Origin of the sequence: Klebsiella sp. TF21-TM, from assembly GCF_019753495.1 — a bacterium.
Lineage (GTDB): Bacteria > Pseudomonadota > Gammaproteobacteria > Enterobacterales > Enterobacteriaceae > Klebsiella > Klebsiella quasipneumoniae.
The window spans coordinates 172,153-190,916 of record NZ_JAIJYL010000005.1; the positions used below are offsets into that span (position 1 = coordinate 172,153).

Consider the following 18,764-nt stretch of genomic DNA (forward strand, 5'->3'; position numbering starts at 1 on the left):
GCGGTCAAAGCAGACCGATCGGCCAGTGATGGCCAATAACATACAGCACGCCGGCGGAGATCACGCCGGCGACGATATCGTCCACCATGATCCCCATTCCGCCGTGAATATTGCGGTCAAACCAGCGAATCGGCCACGGTTTCCACATATCGAAGATACGGAAAATGACGAAGCCGGCGGCCACCCACTGCCAGTCCAGGGTCGGCAGCGCCATCAGGGTGATCCACATCCCGACGAACTCGTCCCAGACGATGCTGCCGTGGTCATGGGTGCCCATATCTTTGGCCGTACGATGGCACAGATAGACTCCGATACAGATGCTCATCATCACCACCAGCGAGTAGAGCTGCCAGGGGAGAAAAGTCATCAGATACCAGAACGGGATCGCCGCCAGCGAGCCCATCGTCCCCGGCACCACCGGGCTTAAGCCGCTGCCAAAGCCGGTCGCCAGCAGATGCCACGGATTACGCATACTCAGGCGGCTAAGCGCCTCGTCTCGACTACGCAAAGTGATCGTATCCCTTTAAATCAAGCGTGACCGGCTTACCGTCGCGGATAAACTGCAGACCTTCGCTCTCAGGCGCAATCTGTCCGATACAGGTAAAACGCGCGCCTAGATGGCCAAGGGCCACGTCCAGCGCCCCGCGGTTCAGTTCCGGTACGGTAAAGCACAGTTCGTAATCTTCTCCACCGGCGAGCGCCCAGCGCAGCGCCTGCTCGGGCTCAACCTGGCGCAGCATGGCGTCGGAGTACGGCATGGCATCAAGATCGATGCGCGCGCCGCAGTCGCTGGCTTTGAGAATATGACCCAGATCGGAGATCAGGCCGTCGGAGAGATCGATGGCCGACGTCGCCAGGTCGCGCAGCGCCTGGCCCTGCAGCACGCGGGGCATCGGACGCAGGTGACGGGCCAGCAGGTAATCGGCATCCGTCGACGCATCCACCGTCAGACGGTTCTGCAACAGCGCCAGGCCGGCGGCGCTGTCCCCCGGAGTGCCGGTGACATAGATCCAGTCTCCCGGCTTCGCGCCTGAACGTTTCATGGCGCGCCCTGGCGGCACAAAGCCGTGGATACCCAAGGTCATGGCGAGCGGGCCGCGGGTGGTGTCGCCGCCAATCAGCTGCATATCGTAGTAGTCAAGCTGGACAAAAAGGCTGTCGCTGAAGGCTTCCAGCCAGGCTTCATCCACCTCCGGCAAGGTCAGCGCCAGGGTGAGCCACGCCGGCTCCGCGCCCATCGCCGCGAGGTCGCTCAGGTTTACCGCCAGCGCTTTATAGGCGAGGTCGGCCGGGTCGATATCGGGTAAGAAGTGATTGCCCGCCACCAGAGTGTCGGTGCTGATTGCCAGCGTTTTTTTCTCGGGAATATTCAGGAGAGCGCAGTCGTCGCCGATACCGGTTTCGACATCAAGACGAGCGCTTTTAACGCGATCAAAATAACGGGCAATCAGGGAGAATTCGCCACATGCCATACGTTATGCCTCAGCAAAATAATAAATAAGGCCGGGTTGCGAGGCGACCCTCGCAAAACCCGGCCTGCAGTTTACTTCTTGTGGGGACGAATTACCGGAGCCGCTTTGTCCAGCACGCCGTTGACGAACTTGTGGCTATCTTCAGCGCCGAAGGTTTTCGCCAGTTCGATAGCTTCATTGATGGCCACTTTATACGGTACGTCATCACGTTTGGATAGCTCAAACAGCGCGATACGCAGCACCGCTTTTTCCACCTGACCCAGCTCTTCCAGCTGACGGGACAGGTAGGGCTTCATCAGGCCGTCGAGGTACGCGCTGTTAGTCGCCACTCCGGACAGCAGTTCGCGGAAATACAGAACATCAACATCTTTTACGTCCTGTTCCGCCAGGAACTGGTATTCGACATCAGCGATGTCGTTGTGGGACAACTGCCAGGAGTAGAGCGCCTGAACGGCACACTCACGGGCGCGGCGACGAGCAGCAGGTTTCACGGAATTCCCCTTACAAAAATCAGGCCTTGATGGCTTTCAATACGTTAATCATTTCCAGCGCGGTCAGCGCAGCTTCTGCGCCTTTGTTACCGGCTTTGGTGCCAGCGCGCTCGATGGCTTGTTCAATACTTTCAGTGGTCAGAACACCAAAGGCTACCGGGATTTCGCTGTCCTGAGCGACGTGCGCCAGGCCATTGCTGGCACCGCCAGCCACATATTCAAAGTGGGCGGTACCGCCGCGAATCACCGTACCCAGCGCAATCACCGCGTCATATTTACCGGTTTTCGCCAGTGCGCCAGCCGCCAGCGGCAGCTCGTACGCGCCTGGAACCCAAACAACGGTGATGTTTTCATCTTTTACCTGACCAATGCGTTTCAGGGCGTCAATCGCACCTTCCAGCAGGCTGTCATTGATAAAGTTGTTGAAACGCGCAATGGTGATGGCGACGCGAGCGTCCGGGGTAGCAACGTTAGCTTCAATAATGTTCATACTCTTCCTTCGGGTTCATGTGCCCCGCAAGGGGGGCGGATTTTATCATATTATTCTGAGCGCTGCTTCCTAATAATCAGGAAAGCCTCACGCAGTGGTTAAATGCAGGCAGACATCCGGGCCAACCTGACGTATCTCATTGAATTTGAAATGGGGCGCCTGACTCAGTTCTTCAAGCCCCGGCAGCGCGCATAATCCACGCGCCGCATTGCCTAACAGTTTAGGCGCAATATAAACGATAAGCTCGTCGACCAGGCCCGCCTGCAGCAGCGCCCCGGCAAGCGTGGCCCCCGCCTCCACCCAGACGCTGTTGATCTGCTGTTTGCCGAGCAGCATCATCAGCAGCACCAGATCGAGATGGCCGTTATGTTCCGGAACCAGCAGCGTGCGCACGCTGTCCGGCCACTGGCGCTCATCGGCGCTCAGGCGGGCAAACAGCGTTTCCCCCGCCTGCTGCACAATACGATGCTCGGGCGTGACGCGGTTCTGGCTGTCGATAACGACGCGCAGCGGCTGGCGCAAATTCGCTTCGGGATACAGCGCCTGGGTATCGGCGCTCAGCTCCTGCCAGCGCACAGTCAGCGCCGGATCGTCCGCCAGCACGGTGGCGCTGCTGGTCAGGATAGCATGGCTCTGGGCGCGCAGACGCTGCACGTCGCGTCGCGCCTGCGGGGAGGTGATCCACTGGCTTTCGCCGCTGGCCATCGCCGTGCGGCCGTCCAGCGAGGCGCCCAGCTTGAGCTGGACCCAGGGAAAACCGGTGCGCATCCGCTTCAGGAAGCCCTTATTCAGCGCTTCCGCCTCGTTCATCATCAGCCCGTGGCTGACGTCAATACCGGCCTGCTGCAGACGGTACAGGCCGCGCCCCGCCACCTGCGGGTTCGGATCCTGCATCGCGGCGACCACGCGGCTGACGCCGGCGGCAATCAGGGCGTCGCAGCACGGCGGCGTACGACCGTGGTGGCTGCAGGGCTCGAGGGTGACGTAGGCGGTGGCGCCGCGCGCCTTTTCCCCGGCCATCCGCAAGGCGTGCACTTCGGCATGCGGCTCGCCGGCGCGATAGTGGAACCCTTCGCCGACGATCTCGCCGTCTTTGACAATGACGCAGCCAACGTTAGGGTTAGGATGGGTGGTAAAGCGACCGCGGGCGGCGAGCTTGAGCGCACGCGCCATGTACATTTCGTCCTGCATGGCTTAGTCCTGTAAGCGGGCGATCTCTTCGCCGAATTCTTTGATATCTTCGAAGCTGCGATAGACCGACGCGAAGCGAATATAGGCGACTTTATCCAGTTTTTTCAGCTGCTCCATCACCAGGTTGCCGATCATTTTGCTGGCCACTTCGCGCTCGCCGGTGCCGCGCAGATGGGTTTTGATATGGTTGACCGCCATTTCGACGTCATCGGCGCTGACCGGACGTTTCTCCAGCGCTTTCAGCATCCCACTGCGCAGCTTGTCTTCGTTGAAGGGTTCACGTACATCGTTACTCTTCACCACCCGCGGCATGACCAGCTCCGCCACTTCAAAGGTGGTAAAGCGCTCATTACAGACCAGACACTGCCGACGGCGACGCACGGAAGAGCCTTCCCCTACCAGACGAGAGTCGATCACTTTGGTATCCACGGCGAAACAGAAAGGGCAATGCATAGCGCGTCCTGACAGGTAGTTAAACTGAAGGGTAGTTTACCGCGAAGTGACCTGACTACAAAGAAAGAGCTTTTGAGACAAAGGATCTATGGGAGAGTCAGGCGGTTTGGCTAACATTAAGCATCCTCTGCAAACGGAATCCTGACCATGACAAGACGTTACCTGAAACTCGCCATCGCGGGCAGCCTGTTTACCCTGACCGCCTGCGCCCAGCAAAGCGAAATCCGCCAGATGCACCAGAGCGTGAGTACGCTGAGCCAGGAGATGACCCAGCTCAATCAGCAAACGATCAAAATTACCCAGCAAAACGCGCTGAACGCGAAATCCACCCGCGGCGTCTATCTGCTGCCGGAGGCGAAAACCCCGGCGCGGCTGGAGAGCCAGATCGGCACCCTGCGCATGTCGGTGGCGAGCATTACGCCGGATGGCGACGGGTCACGCCTGACCTTACGTATTCAGGGCGAATCCAACGATCCGCTGCCGGCCTTTACCGCCACCGTCGCCTCCGGACAGATCACCGGCACTACCCACAGCTACCAGGAAGTGAATGTTCAGGATCAATTGATCAGCACCCCGGCCAGCATTCTCGCCCCCAGCGATGTTGATATCCCGCTGCGCCTGAACGTGACGCCGGACAAAGTCGGTTTTATTCGCGTCCACGATATCCAGCCCGCCGCCGCGCAGTAAGCCTTGCCGCCGGGCTTCCCCCTGCCCGGCGACGCCCTGTCCCGTTATTCTTATCCACTTACAACTTTTCGCAAGAGTTCATTAGAAATCGTTCTGCATCGCGATTTTCAGTAGCATTTTGTCAAGAAATGCATAGAATCGTGAACGCAATCGATTACGCATGTTCTGGTTATGTGAAACAACACGTATTTTTGTGAGCAATGATTCCTATAATAGACCCCCACAGAAACACGAAATATTTAGAAACGCTTCGGCACTTCTTTTAACGCCTTCAGGCTCAATTTAAACAGTGGCATTACTATGAAAAAAACATTACTGGCAGCGGGTGCGGTTGTGGCGCTCTCCACTTCTTTTACCGCGGGCGCGGCAGAAAACGACAAACCGCAGTATCTGTCTGACTGGTGGCACCAGAGTGTTAACGTGGTGGGCAGCTACCACACCCGTTTTGGACCGCAGATCCGTAACGATACCTACCTGGAATACGAAGCGTTCGCCAAAAAAGACTGGTTTGATTTCTACGGTTATATCGATGCCCCGGTATTCTTCGGCGGCAACAGCACGGCAAAAGGTATCTGGAACAACGGCTCCCCGCTGTTTATGGAGATCGAACCGCGCTTCTCTATCGATAAGCTGACCAACACCGACCTGAGCTTCGGGCCGTTCAAAGAGTGGTATTTCGCGAACAACTATATCTACGATATGGGCCGCAATGACTCCCAGGAGCAGAGCACCTGGTATATGGGTCTGGGTACCGATATCGACACCGGCCTGCCGATGAGCCTGTCGCTGAACGTCTACGCCAAATACCAGTGGCAGAACTACGGCGCGTCCAACGAAAACGAGTGGGACGGCTACCGCTTCAAAGTGAAATACTTTGTGCCGCTGACCGACCTGTGGGGCGGTTCGCTGAGCTACATCGGCTTCACCAACTTCGACTGGGGCTCTGACCTCGGCGATGACAACTTCTACGATCTGAACGGGAAGCACGCGCGCACCAGCAACTCCATCGCCTCCAGCCATATCCTGGCGCTGAACTACGCGCACTGGCACTACTCGGTGGTGGCCCGTTACTTCCATAACGGCGGCCAGTGGGCTGACGATGCCAAGCTGAACTTCGGCGATGGCGATTTCAGCGTCCGCTCAACCGGTTGGGGTGGTTACTTCGTGGTTGGTTACAACTTCTGATTGCTGAAACGGCAGGACAGCGCCCGGGCCACCCGGGCGTTTTTATTTCTCCCACACGTCGCAGCGGACCTTGCGCAGAAAATCGCTTAACGAGCGGTCGGCGCACTCGCTGAATCGACGCTCGGTCGCCCTGACCGTCAGACAGCGGTCGAGGCGAAAGTTGCGATAATCATTGCGCAGCTCGCACCAGGCCACCAGCAGCCAGCGCTCCCCCCAGAAAAACAGCCCCAGCGGCAGCACGTCGCGCTCGGTCACCCGACCGGACTCATCCTGATAGCGCAGCGCCAGCACCTGCTGGCTGGAGACCGCCTGATGAATGACGTCAAAGAAGGTTTTGGCATAGCGATGGGCGCCGAGATCGGGGGCAAACAGGCGGGTCTGCTCCGCCTGGCGCCGGCGCGCCTCCGGCAGGATCGCCAGCATCTTCTCCTGGGCAGACTCCAGCGATTGCGACAGCGCCTCGCCGCCCCAGGTTTTCAGCAGCCGGATCGCGGCGATCAGCGCTTCGGATTCTTTGGTGGTCAGCATTAGCGGCGGCAGATCATAACCCGCCAGCAGGCGATAACCGCTCCCCGCCTCGCCCTCCACCGGCACGCCGGAGAGGGAGAGATCGCGAATATCGCGATACACGGTGCGCTCCGACACGCCCAGCCGCTCCGCCAGCAGCGCGGCGGTGGTGAGCCGCCTGCCGCGCAGGATCTGCACAATCTGAAATAAACGGTCGGCGCGTCGGGTCATGTCTCACTTCACAAAAAGTTCAGGTTAAGCCGGTTGGTGCAGGCCGACGCGGTTGCCCTCGCTGTCAGTAAACAGCGCGATGGTGCCAATATCATTCGGCAGCGTCAGCGGCCCGAAAACACATGCCCCACCCGCCGAGGCAACGCGGTCGAGGGTGGCGGCAAGATGGTCTGTATGCAGGTAAATAATAGCGCCCTGCGCAGAGGGCGCGATACCCTCAAATTTGGCCAGCGCGCCGCCGGGGGCCGGATCCTGATGCGGGAACACCGCCAGCTCGGCGCAGTCCATGGTTTCGCGACGCAGCGTCACCTGCATCACCGGCTCATAAAACGCGACGGCGCGATCCATATCGGCGACCGGAATTTCGAACCAGTTAATCACGTTATTCATACTTCCTCCTGCTCGTTAGTGAGTTCAGAAGGAGTGTATGGGAGGGCTCCTGACAGCATACTGTCAGCAGGTTTTGTCGCGGGCAAAAAAAATCCCGCCCGCCTGGCCGGGATTGCGTTATTTCAACTGAACCGTATTACGGCAGAATAGACGGCTGGTCCGCCCCTTCTTTTTCGACCTTCTGCTGCAGCAGATGCTCGCGCTTCATGCCCAGCTTCAACGCCAGCGCGGAGGCGACGTAGATAGAAGAAGCCGTACCGATGGAGACACCGATCAGCATGGTCAGCGAGAAGCCTTCCAGAATAGGGCCGCCGAACAGGAACAGCATCAGGATCACCATCAGGGTGGTCCCGGAGGTGATCAAGGTACGGTGCAGCGTCTGGGTCAACGACACGTTGAAGATCTCGTACGGCGTACCGCGGCGGATCTTACGGAAGTTTTCACGGATACGGTCCGATACCACGATACTGTCGTTCAGCGAGTAGCCGATAACCGACATCAACGAGGCCACAATGGTCAGGTCGATCTCGATATGGAATAGCGACAGCACCCCCATGGTGATCACCACGTCGTGCGCCAGGGCGATAACCACCCCCGCCGCCAGACGCCATTCGAAGCGGAAGCCGACGTAGATCAGGATACAGACCAGCGCGGCAATCAGCGCCAGGGCGCCGGTTTGCGCAAGGTCCGCGCCGACGCTCGGGCCGACAAACTCAATACGCTTCACCGCCGCGTTCTGGCTGGTCGATTCGTTAATCACCGTCACGACCTTGCTGCCCAGCTCCTGGCTGACGTTGGCGTCATGCACCGGCGGCATACGTACCATGATGTCGCGGCTGCTGCCAAAGTTCTGCACCTGCGGCTCTTCAAAGCCCGCTTTCTGCAGGGAATCGCGCATCTGGTCCAGATCGACCGGCTTCTCAAGGGTAATTTCGATCACCGTACCGCCGGTGAAATCGAGACCCCAGTTAAAGCCGCGGACGCCGATGATGGCGATCGACACAATCAGCAGAAAGCCTGAAATGCCGAAGGCCCAGTAGTCCCAGCGCATAAAGTCCCAGACTTTACGGCCGTGGTTCAATTGTTCAACAGTATATTCCTGTGCCACAACGCACTCCTCAGATAGACAGCTTTTTAACGCGCTTGCCGCCGTACAGCAGGTTCACGATGGCACGGGTGCCGACGATAGCGGTAAACATTGAGGTCGCGATACCGATACCGGTGGTAATCGCAAACCCTTTAATGGCACCGGTACCGACCGCGTACAGGATGATCACTTTGATAAGCGTCGTCACGTTGGCGTCGAAGATCGAGCTGAACGCGCCGCGATAACCTTCGTCAATCGCCTGCTGAACGGTACGCCCGTTGCTCAGCTCTTCTTTGATACGCTCGTTGATCAGAACGTTAGCATCGACCGCCACCGCAAGGGTTAACACGATACCCGCGATGCCCGGCATGGTCAGCGTCGCCCCCGGGATCAGGGACATAATGCCGACAATCAGCACCAGGTTGGCAATCAGCGCCGAGGTCGCAATCAGACCGAACTTCTTATAGAAGAGGATCATGAACAGGATAGAGACCACCAGACCGGCCAGACAGGCTTCCAGACCCTGCTTGATGTTCTGCATGCCAAGGGTTGGGCCGATAGTCCGCTCTTCGACGATCTGAATCGGCGCAATCAACGCGCCGGCACGCAGCAGCAGCGACAGCTGGCGCGCTTCGTTCGGGTTGCTGATACCGGTAATACGGAAGCTGTTGCCCAAGCGCGACTGGATGTTGGCGATGTTAATCACCTCTTCCTCTTTCGCCAGGATAGCGCGACCGTTGGCGTCTTTCTTACCGCTGTCTTTATACTCCACGAACAGGGTCGCCATCGGCTTGCCGATGTTGTCCTTGGTGAAGTTGGACATGATGTTGCCGCCCGCGCTGTCCAGCGAGATGTTGACCTGCGGCTGGTTGTACTCATCCATGCTGGAGGTCGAGTCGGTGATATGGTCACCGGTCAGGATCACCCGCTTGTACAGCACCACCGGCTGGCCTTCACGCGTCTCTTTCACTTCCGAGTCGCCCGGCACGCGGCCAGAGGCGGCGGCGGACTGGTCCACGTTGGTATTGACCAGACGGAACTCGAGGGTCGCGGTCGCGCCAAGGATCTCCTTCGCCCGCGCGGTATCCTGGATACCCGGCAGCTCAACCACGATGCGGTCAGCGCCCTGACGCTGAACCAGCGGTTCGGCGACGCCCAGCTGGTTCACACGGTTACGCAGAATGTTAATGTTCTGCTGAACCGCATACTCACGAGCTTCTTTCAGGCGCTCATCGGTCATCACCGCTTTCAGGCTGTTGTCACCCTGAGAGGAGATCACCAGATCGCGATGGCGAGGGCTGAGATAAGAGATAGCCTGGTCGCGCGCCGCGCTGTCGCGGAAGACGATGCTCAGACCATAGTTGTCTTCCTTGCGCACGGTCGCGTAAGGAATGCCTTTATCGCGCAGCTCGCTGCGCAGGCTATCGATGTTCTGTTCCTGCAGTTTGCCTAACGCGGTGTCCATGTCGACTTCCATCAGGAAGTGCACGCCGCCGCGCAGATCAAGACCCAGCTTCATCGGCTCGGCATAGAGTGCCGCCAGCCAGCGTGGGGTTGCCGGAGCAAGGTTTAGCGCCACGACGTATTTGTCACCCAACACGGTAAGCAGCGCTTCACGCGCGCGCAGCTGGGTATCAGTGGTGTCGAAGCGCGCAAGAATAGCGCCCTCTTCCAGTGCCACAGACTTCGCGGTAATTTTTTCTTCTTGTAAAGTTTTCTGGACCTGGATCAGCGTTTGCTCACTGGCGGCGACGCCGCGCGCGCCAGTGATTTGAACAGCCGGATCCTCACCATACAGGTTGGGAAGCGCATAGATCAGGCCGACGACAATGACGACGACCAGCATGACATACTTCCACAAAGGATAACGGTTTAACACGGCAGTTCCCTTTGGGAAAAATTAGATTACAGCGCCTTCATGGTGCCTTTCGGCAGAACGGCAGCAACGAAGTCACGTTTGATAACCACTTCAGTGGTATCGTTCAGCGCGATAGCAATGTAGCCAGTTTCCGCTACTTTGGTCACGCGACCGACCAGACCGCCGTTGGTCAGCACTTCATCACCTTTGGCGATGGAGTTCATCAGGTTCTTATGTTCCTTGGTGCGCTTCTGCTGTGGACGCAGGATCATGAAGTAAAAAATCAGACCGAACACCACCAGCATCAGAATCAGAGACATCGGGCTGCCCTGCGCCGGTGCACCCGTTGCCGCTACCGCATCAGAAATAAAAAAGCTCATTGAAATTCCCTCATTATTAAAATTAATCAACGTTCAAAGGAGGCACGGTGCGCCCCTGACGTTGGTAAAAATCGGTCACGAAGCTCTCTAATTTACCCTCTTCGATAGCCTTGCGTAAACCAGCCATTAAACGCTGATAGTAGCGCAGGTTATGAATGGTATTGAGACGCGCGCCCAATATTTCGTTGCAACGGTCAAGGTGATGCAAGTAAGCGCGTGAATAATTGCGACATGTATAGCAATCACACTCGGCGTCCAGCGGCGCGGTATCGCTTTTGTGCTTCGCGTTGCGGATTTTCACCACGCCGTCGGTGACGAACAGGTGGCCGTTACGCGCGTTGCGCGTCGGCATGACGCAGTCGAACATATCGATACCGCGACGTACCCCTTCCACCAGATCTTCCGGCTTCCCGACGCCCATCAGGTATCGTGGTTTATCGGCCGGGATCTGCGGGCAGACGTGCTCCAGAATACGGTGCATGTCTTCCTTCGGCTCGCCGACCGCCAAACCGCCGACAGCGTAGCCATCAAAGCCAATCTCTACCAGACCTTTCACCGAGATATCACGTAAATCTTCGTAAACGCTGCCCTGAATGATGCCGAACAGCGCATTTTTATTGCCAAGGCTATCGAAACGGTCGCGGCTGCGCTTTGCCCAGCGCAGAGACATCTCCATCGAGCGCTTGGCGTAATCCCAGTCCGCCGGGTACGGCGTACATTCGTCGAAGATCATCACGATGTCGGAACCGAGATCGTACTGAATCTCCATGGATTTTTCCGGATCGAGGAAAATCGGATCGCCGTTGATCGGGTTACGGAAGTGGACGCCCTGCTCGGTGATCTTACGGATATCGCCAAGGCTGAACACCTGGAAGCCGCCGGAGTCGGTCAGGATCGGTCCTTTCCACTGCATAAAATCGTGCAGATCGCCGTGCAGCTTCATGATCTCCTGACCCGGGCGCAGCCACAGGTGGAAGGTGTTGCCGAGAATAATCTGCGCGCCGGTGGCTTCCACCTCTTCCGGCGTCATCCCTTTGACGGTGCCGTAGGTGCCAACGGGCATAAAGGCCGGTGTTTCCACCACGCCGCGCTCAAACACCAGGCGACCGCGGCGGGCGCGACCGTCGGTGGTATCCAGTTCAAATTTCATGCTTGCTCCTGCGTCAGAAAAACAGTCCGACGTTTTGATACTCGCCACGGAATGATTCCGTGGCTAAAAATGCGTCATGGCGTGCCAAAAGCCGGCGGGCCGGCCTTTTCAGGGACGCTCAGAAATAGCCTGCGGATTGTACGTGATAAACATCGCATCCCCGTAGCTAAAAAAGCGATATTTCTGCTCTACCGCTACCTTATAGGCGTTCATGGTGTGCTGATAACCCGCAAACGCCGACACCAGCATAATCAGTGTGGATTCAGGGAGATGGAAGTTGGTCACCAGCGCATCGATCACCTGGTACTGATAACCCGGATAAATGAAAATCTGCGTATCGTCGAAGAACGGCGCGATCAGGGCGTCTTTCGCCGCCTGCGCCGCGCTCTCCAGCGAGCGTACCGAGGTGGTGCCCACCGCGATCACGCGATTGCCGCGCGCTTTCGCCGCCAGCACCGCATCGACCACCTCCTGCGGCACTTCCGCATATTCTGAGTGCATCGTGTGCTCTTCAATGCTGTCGACGCGCACCGGCTGGAAGGTACCCGCGCCCACGTGCAGGGTGACAAACGCCATCTCAACGCCTTTAGCGCGCAGTTTGTCCAGCAGCGGTTCGTCGAAGTGCAGACCCGCGGTCGGGGCGGCTACCGCGCCCGGCCGGGTGCCGTAGACGGTTTGATAGAGCTCGCGGTCAGCGTCTTCGTCCGGGCGATCAATGTAGGGCGGCAGCGGCATATGGCCGATCCCGTTAAGGATCTCCAGCACCGGGCGCTCGTCGTTAAATTCCACTTCAAACAGCGCGCCGTGACGCGCCAGCATGGTGGCCTGAATGCTCTCGTCGTCGCCCAGTAGCAGCTCGGCGCCCGGCTTCGGCGCTTTCGAGGCGCGAATATGGGCGAGGATGCGCTTATCATCCAGCATCCGCTCCACCAGCACTTCAATCTTGCCGCCGCTGGCCTTGCGGCCGAACAGACGCGCCGGGATCACCCGGGTGTTGTTAAACACCAGCAGATCGCCGGGATTGAGCTTATCGAGGATGTCGGTGAAGGTGCCATGCGTCAGCGCGCCCGTCGGCCCGTCCAGGGAGAGTAAGCGGCAGCTACTGCGCTCAGGCATCGGATAGTGGGCGATCAGGGATTCGGGTAGTTCAAAAGCAAAATCGGTAACGCGCATGACGATAACTCAGACTGAATAAAGAGGCGGGTAGTCTAGTGCCGGGGCGGTCTGCCTGCAACCTTTACCCCTCCGGATGAATGACATAATCTATATTCCAAATCATTCCGAATGCCGCCATGCGGCAGCCGAATGCATCACCGGTGGCAGAGGGCCGCGCGCGGCCAGACAGCACGCCATCCGGGCACCGGGGCTGCCGTTCAGGGCGACGCGCAGCGCTACACCGCTCACTCTGCCCGCCAGAAAGTATTTGAAGGATGTCGTCACTATGAATTTTCTCGCCCACCTGCACCTGGCCCATCTCGCCGACAGTTCGCTGCCCGGCAATCTGATGGCCGACTTTGTGCGCGGCAACCCGCAGGGCGACTATCCGGCGGAGATTGTTGACGGCATCTATATGCATCGGCGGATTGACGTGCTGACTGACAACCTGGCGGAAGTCAAAGAGGCGCGGGAGTGGTTTCGCCCGCAGACCCGCCGCGTCGCCCCGATCACCCTCGACGTCATGTGGGATCATTTCCTGTCGCAGCACTGGGCGCAGCTCTCCCCTGACCTGCCGCTGGAGGAGTTCGTGCGCTACGCCGAGCGGCAGATCGTCCCCATCCTGCCCGACTCGCCGCCCCGCTTCGTCAATCTCAACCAATATCTGTGGTCGGAGCGCTGGCTGGAGCGCTATCAGGAGATGGATTTTATTCAGCGCGTGCTTAACGGCATGGCCAGCCGCCGCCCGCGTCTCGAGGCGCTGCGCGACTCCTGGCAGGATCTGGATACCCACTACGACCGGCTGGAGGGGCAGTTCTGGCGCTTTTATCCGCAGATGATGCGTCAGGCGAAAAACAAACAGCTGTAATCGCTGCGACATTGATAGGTAAAAGCTGGCTGAACGATTGTCAGTGCCTCTTTGTGTTATTGGCGGACAGGCTCTATACTTGCCGGCGTTGCGTTTTAAATAACCTTAGTAATTACAGGAGAATCAAATGGTTCTGGTCACTCGTCAAGCGCCGGATTTTACTGCAGCCGCTGTGCTGGGTAATGGTGAGATCGTTGAGAAATTCAATTTCAAACAGCACACCAACGGTAAACCTACCGTTCTGTTCTTCTGGCCGATGGACTTCACCTTCGTTTGCCCGTCTGAGCTGATCGCGTTCGACAAACGTTACGAAGAATTCAAGAAACGCGGCGTAGAAGTGGTTGGCGTTTCCTTCGACTCCGAGTTCGTGCACAACGCATGGCGTAACACCCCGGTAGACCAGGGCGGCATCGGCCCGGTTAAATACGCGATGGTTGCTGACATCAAACGTGAAATCCAGAAAGCTTACGGTATCGAGCATCCGGACGAAGGCGTTGCCCTGCGTGGTTCCTTCCTGATCGACGCCAACGGCGTGGTTCGTCACCAGGTGGTTAACGACCTGCCGCTGGGCCGTAACATCGACGAAATGCTGCGCATGGTTGACGCGCTGCAGTTCCACGAAGAGCACGGCGAAGTTTGCCCGGCGCAGTGGGAAAAAGGAAAAGAAGGTATGGCTGCCTCTCCGGAAGGCGTTGCAAAATACCTGACCGAAAACGTCTCCAGCCTGTAATCGGCACACGTTTTTATAAAAGGCTCGCTCAGGCGGGCCTTTTTTGTTAGCGACGTCAAAATTTAAGAAAATGACCCGGCGATATTTGTGACCAGGAATACACTTCTGCCGAAAAATTTCGCTCTACCTCTCATTTTTTCTCTGTCAAATTTCAGCGACAAATCTCAACCACTCCGTAACCCACTGAAAATAATATAAATTATTTATATAGTTTTCTGCCGGCACTTTGCCGTCGATGTGATCGCCATCAATATTTAAAACCGCGGATGTGATCTCATCCATCATTTTTATCAATGTATTTGGTCATGATTTTACTCAGGAACAGGAATACGTTCAGGAGAAGAGAATGGATATTATTTTTGACCCGACGTTAATCGCCCTGAAGCAGAATATTTCCCATGCGGAAAAGGCCATCGAACTGGCGGGTTCATTACTCGCCAGGCGTCAGATTTGCAGCGCAGAATATGTCAGCGAGATGCTGACGGTATACGAAGATTTTGGCGCCGCCATCGTGATAGATGACGGGATTGCCATGCCGCACGCCCGCCCGGAAAAAGGGGCATTGCAGACCGGATTTTCGCTTGTCACCACCGCCACGCCAGTGACCTTCGGCCACGATGAGTTCGATCCGGTTAACGTCGTCATCGCCATCGCCGGCGCCGATGCTGACAGTCATATCAAAATGATCCAACTGATAGCCTCGCTGATCGAGTCAGATATCGTGACCTTTCTTCAGCAGGAAACTGATGTGAATTCAGTCTTACATTTCATCCAAAAACAAATGGAGTAGTCATTATGTTAGTTATCAGAACGGTTTGTGGTAACGGTATTGGCAGTTCATTGATGGCTGCGAATAATGTGAAGAAGATCTGTGAAGAATTAGGTATCAAAGCGGACGTCGCCTCGGTCGATTTTGCTAACGCCGTCGGGGAAAAAGCCGACCTTTATGTCACGATCAAAGAACTGGCAAATCAATTTCCGGCCCACTGTCATGTCGCCATTATTCGCAGCTATGTCCATAAAGCAAAAATCGCCGAGGATATTACCGACGCGCTGATGAAAATTGCTGCGACTCACTCTTAATCAGCATAGAGGGAACGACCATGCAGGCTATTCTTAGTTTCTTAACGGAAATATTCAGTCAACCCGCTTTTTTAATGGGGCTTATCGCCTTCGTTGGCTTAGTGGCGCTGCGCTCCCCCGGCAACAAACTCCTTACCGGCACATTAAAGCCGATTTTAGGCTATTTGATGTTGAGCGCTGGCGCAGGCGTTATCGTTGCCAATCTCAACCCGTTGGGCGGCATTATCGAAGCGGGATTTAATATCCGCGGCGTTATTCCGAACAATGAAGCCATTGTCTCCGTCGCCCAGAAGATGCTGGGCGTGGAAACCATGAGTATTTTGCTGTTGGGCTTTATTTTCAATCTGATCATTGCCCGCTGCACAAAATATAAATATATCTTTCTCACCGGTCATCACTCATTCTTTCTCGCCTGCCTGTTCTCCGCCGTCCTGCAGGCGGCGGAGTTCCAGGGCTGGATGTTGATCCTGATCGGCGGATTCCTGCTGGGCTCATGGTCGGCCATCTCCCCCGCCATTGGCCAGCGTTACACCAGGCAGGTGACCGAGGACGGCGGGATCGCCATGGGCCATTTCGGCTCTCTGGGCTACTACCTCTCGGCGTGGATCGCCAGCCGGACCGGTAATCCGGCAAACTCCTTCGCCGATACCGAAATCTCAGAGAAATGGGGTTTTCTGCGCGATACCACCGTCACCACCGGTATCGTGATGTTTGTCATCTACTTTGTCTGCAGCGCTGTCGCCGGGTCGGCGTACCTGAGCACCATCACCGACCAGAACATGCTGATCTTCTCCGTGCTGACCGGTCTGCAGTTCGCCGTTGGCGTAGCCATTGTCTACAACGGCGTGCGCTTGATCCTGGGCGATCTGGTGCCGGCATTCCAGGGCATCAGCCAGAAACTGATCCCAGACTCCATCCCGGCCGTTGACTGCGCGGTGTTCTTCACCTTTAGCCCCACCGCGGTGGTGGTGGGATTCATCAGCTCCTTTGTGGGCGGGCTGGTCGGGATGCTCATGCTCGGCGGACTGGGCATGGCGCTGATTATTCCCGGCATGGTGCCGCACTTCTTCTGCGGCGGTACCTCCGGGGTCTTTGCCGACAAGCTGGGCGGTAAGCGCGGTTGTATCATCGCCGCCTTTATCGGCGGGATCTTCCTGGCCTTCCTGCCGGCGATGCTGCTGCCGGCGCTCGGCAACCTCGGGTTTGAAAACAGCACCTTCGCCGATTTCGACTTCGCGGTGTGGGGCATCATTATCGGTAACGCGTTTACCCAGTTTGGCCAGGTCACTATCTACCTGATTTGTCTGGCGCTGCTCGTCGCGCTGCTGGCGCCTTTCTGCTTCCGTCAGGTACGGGTGGTGGGCAACACGCTCAGCTATGAGGAGCTTATCGCCAAGCAGAAAAATGAATAAGCAAGGTCATTTTTCCCGGCGGGACGGTCAAGCTTCCCGCCGCTGACAAATAATCAGGAGTGGTTATGGCTATTTTGTCCATTGGATTTGCTTGTTTCGATCAGTTTTTCTTTCTCAATGAATGGCCCCAGGAGAATACTAAAAACTTTTGTCATGATTTTATCGAAAGCGGCGGCGGCCCGGCGGCCAATGCGGCCTGGCTGCTGGGATTATGGGGGGAGGAGGTCTATTACATCGGCCATCTGCATCAGGATCTTTACGGTCAGCGCATTATCGATGAGTTTGCCGAAGCGGGCGTGGATACCAGCCAGGTGGTTTTCTCCGATGACATGATCACCCCGCTGGCCTCGGTGCTCGTCAATCGCTTAACGGGTTCGCGGACGATTATTACCCGCAAGATGCAAACACCGCCTTCCCTGACCTACGATCAAAAGCTCAAACTGGACGATCTCGCCGAGCGACTGATTGCCGCCGAGGAGCCAGTCACTATTTTAATTGACGGCCATGAGGCGGAAATCAGTGAATATTTAATTAAGAAACTGCCCAACGCCAGAGTCGTGATGGACGGTGGGTCACTGCGTGCCAGCAATATTAAACTGGCGGCCTGGACCGACTATTTTGTGGTGAGCGAACATTTTGCCCGCGACTATATGAGCTATCGCTCGCTGAGCACCGAAGCAGAAATTAAAGCAGCGCTGATTGAGCTGAATAAAATTTGCCGCGGCGAGGCATTTATTACCCTTGGCGAAAAAGGCTGCGCTTTTTTAAAAAGCGGTATGCTGCAGATCGTTCCTTCCTGGCTGTGCAATGCCGTGGATACCACCGGAGCCGGGGATGTATTTCACGGCGCCTTCACCTATGGCGTCCACTACTCATGGCACATAGATAATATTATTTTATTTGCCAGCCTCACTGCCGCCATTTCTATTGAGAAAAAAGGGGTACGGGAATCTATGCCGGACCTGGCGGTCGTCCACCACTCGTTAAATAGCTACGAGAGAAACTTAAAGCAATATTTTGAAGAATAACTGTATTTAATAAATATCAAGAGGTGAATATGTTAGTGTCGATGAAGGACATGCTTCAGCATGCCCTGAGGGACGGCTACGCCGTCGGTCAGTTCAACATTAATAATCTGGAGTGGGTTGGCGCCGTATTAAGCACCGCCCAGCAGTGCCGCTCACCGGTTATTTTGGGCGTGTCCGGCGGCACGGTTAAGCATATGCTCGGGTTAAAATGTATTCATGACATCGTGGTTAACGCCATGGAGTATTTACATATTGATGTTCCGGTGGCGCTGCATCTGGATCATGGCACCACCCGGGAGGCCTGCGAAGCGGCGATCGCCGCCGGCTTCAGTTCCATTATGTTTGATGGCTCACATCTGCCGTTCAGGGAAAACCTGGCCATTACCCGCCACCTGGTGACGCTGGCGCACAGCAAAGGTATCTCCGTGGAGGCTGAACTGGGGACTATCGCCGGTAGCGAAGACGGCATTGTCAATTCCGAAGTCATCTATGCCGATCCGCAGGAGTGCTACACCCTGGTGACAGAAACCCAGGTGGACTGCCTCGCCGCCGCGCTGGGCTCCACCCATGGCCTGTATAAAGGCAAAGCCAGGCTGGGATTTAGCGAGATGAAAGCCATTGCCGAGCGGGTGAAGGTTCCGCTGGTGCTGCATGGCGGCACCGGTATTGCCGATGAGGATATGCGCCGGGCGATTGCCTGCGGCACCGCCAAGATTAACGTTAATACCGAAAATATGTACGCCTGGTGCCAGCAGGTGAAGGCGATCTTCGCTGCCGATACCGGGCACGATGTGAACGATCCGCGGAAAGTGATCGCCCAGGGGCTGCAGCCGGTACGCGAGATGATTGCCCGCCGCATGGCGCTATTTGGCTCACAGCAGCGCTATTGATGCGTGAAAGGTGGCTGAGACCTCCG

23 protein-coding genes and 1 pseudogene are annotated in these 18,764 nt (G+C 56.9%); 9 read left to right on the forward strand and 15 right to left on the reverse strand.

The features are described from left to right. Positions 1–4 precede the first annotated feature (4 nt). From pgpA to nrdR, 6 genes are all read right to left on the reverse strand, one after another. Positions 5–508, reverse strand: a complete 504-nt coding sequence (pgpA, locus tag K5R89_RS07035; RefSeq protein WP_004177266.1) for a phosphatidylglycerophosphatase A — start codon at positions 506–508, stop codon at positions 5–7. Beyond that, positions 501–1,472, reverse strand: coding sequence for a thiamine-phosphate kinase (gene thiL / locus K5R89_RS07040; RefSeq protein WP_049013798.1), 972 nt, complete (start codon positions 1,470–1,472; stop codon positions 501–503). The genes pgpA and thiL overlap by 8 nt, the downstream gene beginning before the upstream one ends. A 71-nt stretch (positions 1,473–1,543) precedes the next feature. Beyond that, a complete protein-coding gene (gene nusB, locus K5R89_RS07045; protein WP_002891356.1) occupies positions 1,544–1,963 on the reverse strand; it encodes a transcription antitermination factor NusB in 420 nt (139 codons plus the stop codon). Between the two features lie 19 nt (positions 1,964–1,982). Continuing rightward, the gene (ribE, locus tag K5R89_RS07050) at positions 1,983–2,453 is read right to left on the reverse strand and encodes a 6,7-dimethyl-8-ribityllumazine synthase (RefSeq protein WP_001021161.1); all 471 of its coding nucleotides are present in this window, start codon (positions 2,451–2,453) and stop codon (positions 1,983–1,985) included. Positions 2,454–2,540: 87 nt separating this feature from the next. Further along, the gene (gene ribD, locus K5R89_RS07055; RefSeq protein WP_032453582.1) at positions 2,541–3,644 is read right to left on the reverse strand and encodes a bifunctional diaminohydroxyphosphoribosylaminopyrimidine deaminase/5-amino-6-(5-phosphoribosylamino)uracil reductase RibD; all 1,104 of its coding nucleotides are present in this window, start codon (positions 3,642–3,644) and stop codon (positions 2,541–2,543) included. 3 nt (positions 3,645–3,647) lie between these two features. Then, positions 3,648–4,097 (reverse strand): transcriptional regulator NrdR, encoded by a 450-nt coding sequence (gene nrdR / locus K5R89_RS07060; RefSeq protein ID WP_002890417.1) that lies wholly within the window; start codon positions 4,095–4,097, stop codon positions 3,648–3,650. Between the two features lie 147 nt (positions 4,098–4,244). Here nrdR and K5R89_RS07065 point away from each other — a divergent pair, with 147 nt between their 5' ends. Together K5R89_RS07065 and K5R89_RS07070 are read left to right on the forward strand one after the other, a co-directional pair. Continuing rightward, a complete protein-coding gene (locus K5R89_RS07065; RefSeq protein ID WP_101992025.1) occupies positions 4,245–4,784 on the forward strand; it encodes a DUF3251 domain-containing protein in 540 nt (179 codons plus the stop codon). Between the two features lie 300 nt (positions 4,785–5,084). Then, the gene (locus K5R89_RS07070) at positions 5,085–5,969 is read left to right on the forward strand and encodes a nucleoside-specific channel-forming protein Tsx (RefSeq protein WP_004204836.1); all 885 of its coding nucleotides are present in this window, start codon (positions 5,085–5,087) and stop codon (positions 5,967–5,969) included. A gap of 42 nt (positions 5,970–6,011) precedes the next feature. Here the strand turns inward: K5R89_RS07070 and K5R89_RS07075 are convergent, their stop codons facing one another. The 8 genes and pseudogenes from K5R89_RS07075 to K5R89_RS07110 all read right to left on the reverse strand — a co-directional run bounded on the left by K5R89_RS07075 (position 6,012) and on the right by K5R89_RS07110 (position 12,925). Continuing rightward, the gene (locus K5R89_RS07075; RefSeq protein ID WP_072422251.1) at positions 6,012–6,707 is read right to left on the reverse strand and encodes a YafY family protein; all 696 of its coding nucleotides are present in this window, start codon (positions 6,705–6,707) and stop codon (positions 6,012–6,014) included. A 24-nt stretch (positions 6,708–6,731) separates the two neighbouring features. Continuing rightward, positions 6,732–7,097 carry a VOC family protein gene (locus K5R89_RS07080; protein ID WP_016160371.1) on the reverse strand — a complete coding sequence of 122 codons (366 nt, stop codon included), beginning with the start codon at positions 7,095–7,097 and terminating at the stop codon, positions 6,732–6,734. A gap of 136 nt (positions 7,098–7,233) precedes the next feature. Next, positions 7,234–8,205 (reverse strand): protein translocase subunit SecF, encoded by a 972-nt coding sequence (secF, locus tag K5R89_RS07085; RefSeq protein ID WP_008805371.1) that lies wholly within the window; start codon positions 8,203–8,205, stop codon positions 7,234–7,236. Positions 8,206–8,215: 10 nt separating this feature from the next. Then, positions 8,216–10,063, reverse strand: coding sequence for a protein translocase subunit SecD (gene secD / locus K5R89_RS07090; protein ID WP_008805370.1), 1,848 nt, complete (start codon positions 10,061–10,063; stop codon positions 8,216–8,218). A gap of 26 nt (positions 10,064–10,089) precedes the next feature. Further along, positions 10,090–10,422 carry a preprotein translocase subunit YajC gene (yajC, locus tag K5R89_RS07095; RefSeq protein ID WP_002890398.1) on the reverse strand — a complete coding sequence of 111 codons (333 nt, stop codon included), beginning with the start codon at positions 10,420–10,422 and terminating at the stop codon, positions 10,090–10,092. A gap of 22 nt (positions 10,423–10,444) precedes the next feature. After that, positions 10,445–11,572 carry a tRNA guanosine(34) transglycosylase Tgt gene (gene tgt / locus K5R89_RS07100; protein WP_002890395.1) on the reverse strand — a complete coding sequence of 376 codons (1,128 nt, stop codon included), beginning with the start codon at positions 11,570–11,572 and terminating at the stop codon, positions 10,445–10,447. Positions 11,573–11,680: 108 nt separating this feature from the next. Further along, positions 11,681–12,745 carry a tRNA preQ1(34) S-adenosylmethionine ribosyltransferase-isomerase QueA gene (gene queA / locus K5R89_RS07105; RefSeq protein WP_004204841.1) on the reverse strand — a complete coding sequence of 355 codons (1,065 nt, stop codon included), beginning with the start codon at positions 12,743–12,745 and terminating at the stop codon, positions 11,681–11,683. Positions 12,746–12,809: 64 nt separating this feature from the next. Beyond that, positions 12,810–12,925, reverse strand: a pseudogene (locus K5R89_RS07110) (hypothetical protein). Between the two features lie 88 nt (positions 12,926–13,013). Between K5R89_RS07110 and acpH the strand changes: the two are divergent. Both acpH and K5R89_RS07120 read left to right on the forward strand, forming a co-directional pair. Next, positions 13,014–13,595 (forward strand): ACP phosphodiesterase, encoded by a 582-nt coding sequence (gene acpH, locus K5R89_RS07115; RefSeq protein WP_023288592.1) that lies wholly within the window; start codon positions 13,014–13,016, stop codon positions 13,593–13,595. A gap of 127 nt (positions 13,596–13,722) precedes the next feature. Beyond that, positions 13,723–14,325 (forward strand): peroxiredoxin, encoded by a 603-nt coding sequence (locus K5R89_RS07120; protein WP_217259264.1) that lies wholly within the window; start codon positions 13,723–13,725, stop codon positions 14,323–14,325. 144 nt (positions 14,326–14,469) lie between these two features. Here the strand turns inward: K5R89_RS07120 and K5R89_RS07125 are convergent, their stop codons facing one another. Then, the gene (locus K5R89_RS07125) at positions 14,470–14,616 is read right to left on the reverse strand and encodes a hypothetical protein (protein ID WP_049013822.1); all 147 of its coding nucleotides are present in this window, start codon (positions 14,614–14,616) and stop codon (positions 14,470–14,472) included. 55 nt (positions 14,617–14,671) lie between these two features. On the opposite strand from K5R89_RS07125, the gene K5R89_RS07130 reads away from it, so the two are divergent. From K5R89_RS07130 to fba, 5 genes are all read left to right on the forward strand, one after another. Then, complete coding sequence (locus tag K5R89_RS07130; protein ID WP_217259265.1) at positions 14,672–15,115, forward strand: PTS sugar transporter subunit IIA; 444 nt, start codon at positions 14,672–14,674, stop codon at positions 15,113–15,115. 5 nt (positions 15,116–15,120) lie between these two features. Next, the gene (locus K5R89_RS07135) at positions 15,121–15,408 is read left to right on the forward strand and encodes a PTS sugar transporter subunit IIB (RefSeq protein WP_017898931.1); all 288 of its coding nucleotides are present in this window, start codon (positions 15,121–15,123) and stop codon (positions 15,406–15,408) included. 20 nt (positions 15,409–15,428) lie between these two features. Beyond that, entirely contained in the window at positions 15,429–16,820 is a 1,392-nt protein-coding gene (locus K5R89_RS07140) for a PTS ascorbate transporter subunit IIC (protein WP_032453580.1), read from the forward strand. Positions 16,821–16,885: 65 nt separating this feature from the next. Beyond that, positions 16,886–17,848, forward strand: a complete 963-nt coding sequence (locus tag K5R89_RS07145; protein ID WP_032453579.1) for a carbohydrate kinase family protein — start codon at positions 16,886–16,888, stop codon at positions 17,846–17,848. A 35-nt stretch (positions 17,849–17,883) separates the two neighbouring features. After that, a complete protein-coding gene (gene fba / locus K5R89_RS07150; protein WP_072199152.1) occupies positions 17,884–18,738 on the forward strand; it encodes a class II fructose-1,6-bisphosphate aldolase in 855 nt (284 codons plus the stop codon). The last annotated feature ends 26 nt before the right edge of the window (positions 18,739–18,764 follow it).

What these genes read in the sequence shown, in the direction of transcription:
- thiL (WP_049013798.1), bottom strand. Translation starts at nt 1,472, where the DNA reads ATGGCATGTGGCGAATTCTCCCTGATTGCCCGTTATTTTGATCGCGTT.
- K5R89_RS07075 (WP_072422251.1), bottom strand. Translation starts at nt 6,707, where the DNA reads ATGACCCGACGCGCCGACCGTTTATTTCAGATTGTGCAGATCCTGCGC.
- yajC (WP_002890398.1), bottom strand. Translation starts at nt 10,422, where the DNA reads ATGAGCTTTTTTATTTCTGATGCGGTAGCGGCAACGGGTGCACCGGCG.
- K5R89_RS07140 (WP_032453580.1), top strand. Translation starts at nt 15,429, where the DNA reads ATGCAGGCTATTCTTAGTTTCTTAACGGAAATATTCAGTCAACCCGCT.
- K5R89_RS07070 (WP_004204836.1), top strand. Translation starts at nt 5,085, where the DNA reads ATGAAAAAAACATTACTGGCAGCGGGTGCGGTTGTGGCGCTCTCCACT.
- K5R89_RS07145 (WP_032453579.1), top strand. Translation starts at nt 16,886, where the DNA reads ATGGCTATTTTGTCCATTGGATTTGCTTGTTTCGATCAGTTTTTCTTT.
- ribD (WP_032453582.1), bottom strand. Translation starts at nt 3,644, where the DNA reads ATGCAGGACGAAATGTACATGGCGCGTGCGCTCAAGCTCGCCGCCCGC.
- ribE (WP_001021161.1), bottom strand. Translation starts at nt 2,453, where the DNA reads ATGAACATTATTGAAGCTAACGTTGCTACCCCGGACGCTCGCGTCGCC.
- tgt (WP_002890395.1), bottom strand. Translation starts at nt 11,572, where the DNA reads ATGAAATTTGAACTGGATACCACCGACGGTCGCGCCCGCCGCGGTCGC.
- K5R89_RS07130 (WP_217259265.1), top strand. Translation starts at nt 14,672, where the DNA reads ATGGATATTATTTTTGACCCGACGTTAATCGCCCTGAAGCAGAATATT.
- K5R89_RS07080 (WP_016160371.1), bottom strand. Translation starts at nt 7,097, where the DNA reads ATGAATAACGTGATTAACTGGTTCGAAATTCCGGTCGCCGATATGGAT.
- queA (WP_004204841.1), bottom strand. Translation starts at nt 12,745, where the DNA reads ATGCGCGTTACCGATTTTGCTTTTGAACTACCCGAATCCCTGATCGCC.
- acpH (WP_023288592.1), top strand. Translation starts at nt 13,014, where the DNA reads ATGAATTTTCTCGCCCACCTGCACCTGGCCCATCTCGCCGACAGTTCG.
- K5R89_RS07065 (WP_101992025.1), top strand. Translation starts at nt 4,245, where the DNA reads ATGACAAGACGTTACCTGAAACTCGCCATCGCGGGCAGCCTGTTTACC.
- K5R89_RS07120 (WP_217259264.1), top strand. Translation starts at nt 13,723, where the DNA reads ATGGTTCTGGTCACTCGTCAAGCGCCGGATTTTACTGCAGCCGCTGTG.
- nrdR (WP_002890417.1), bottom strand. Translation starts at nt 4,097, where the DNA reads ATGCATTGCCCTTTCTGTTTCGCCGTGGATACCAAAGTGATCGACTCT.
- K5R89_RS07135 (WP_017898931.1), top strand. Translation starts at nt 15,121, where the DNA reads ATGTTAGTTATCAGAACGGTTTGTGGTAACGGTATTGGCAGTTCATTG.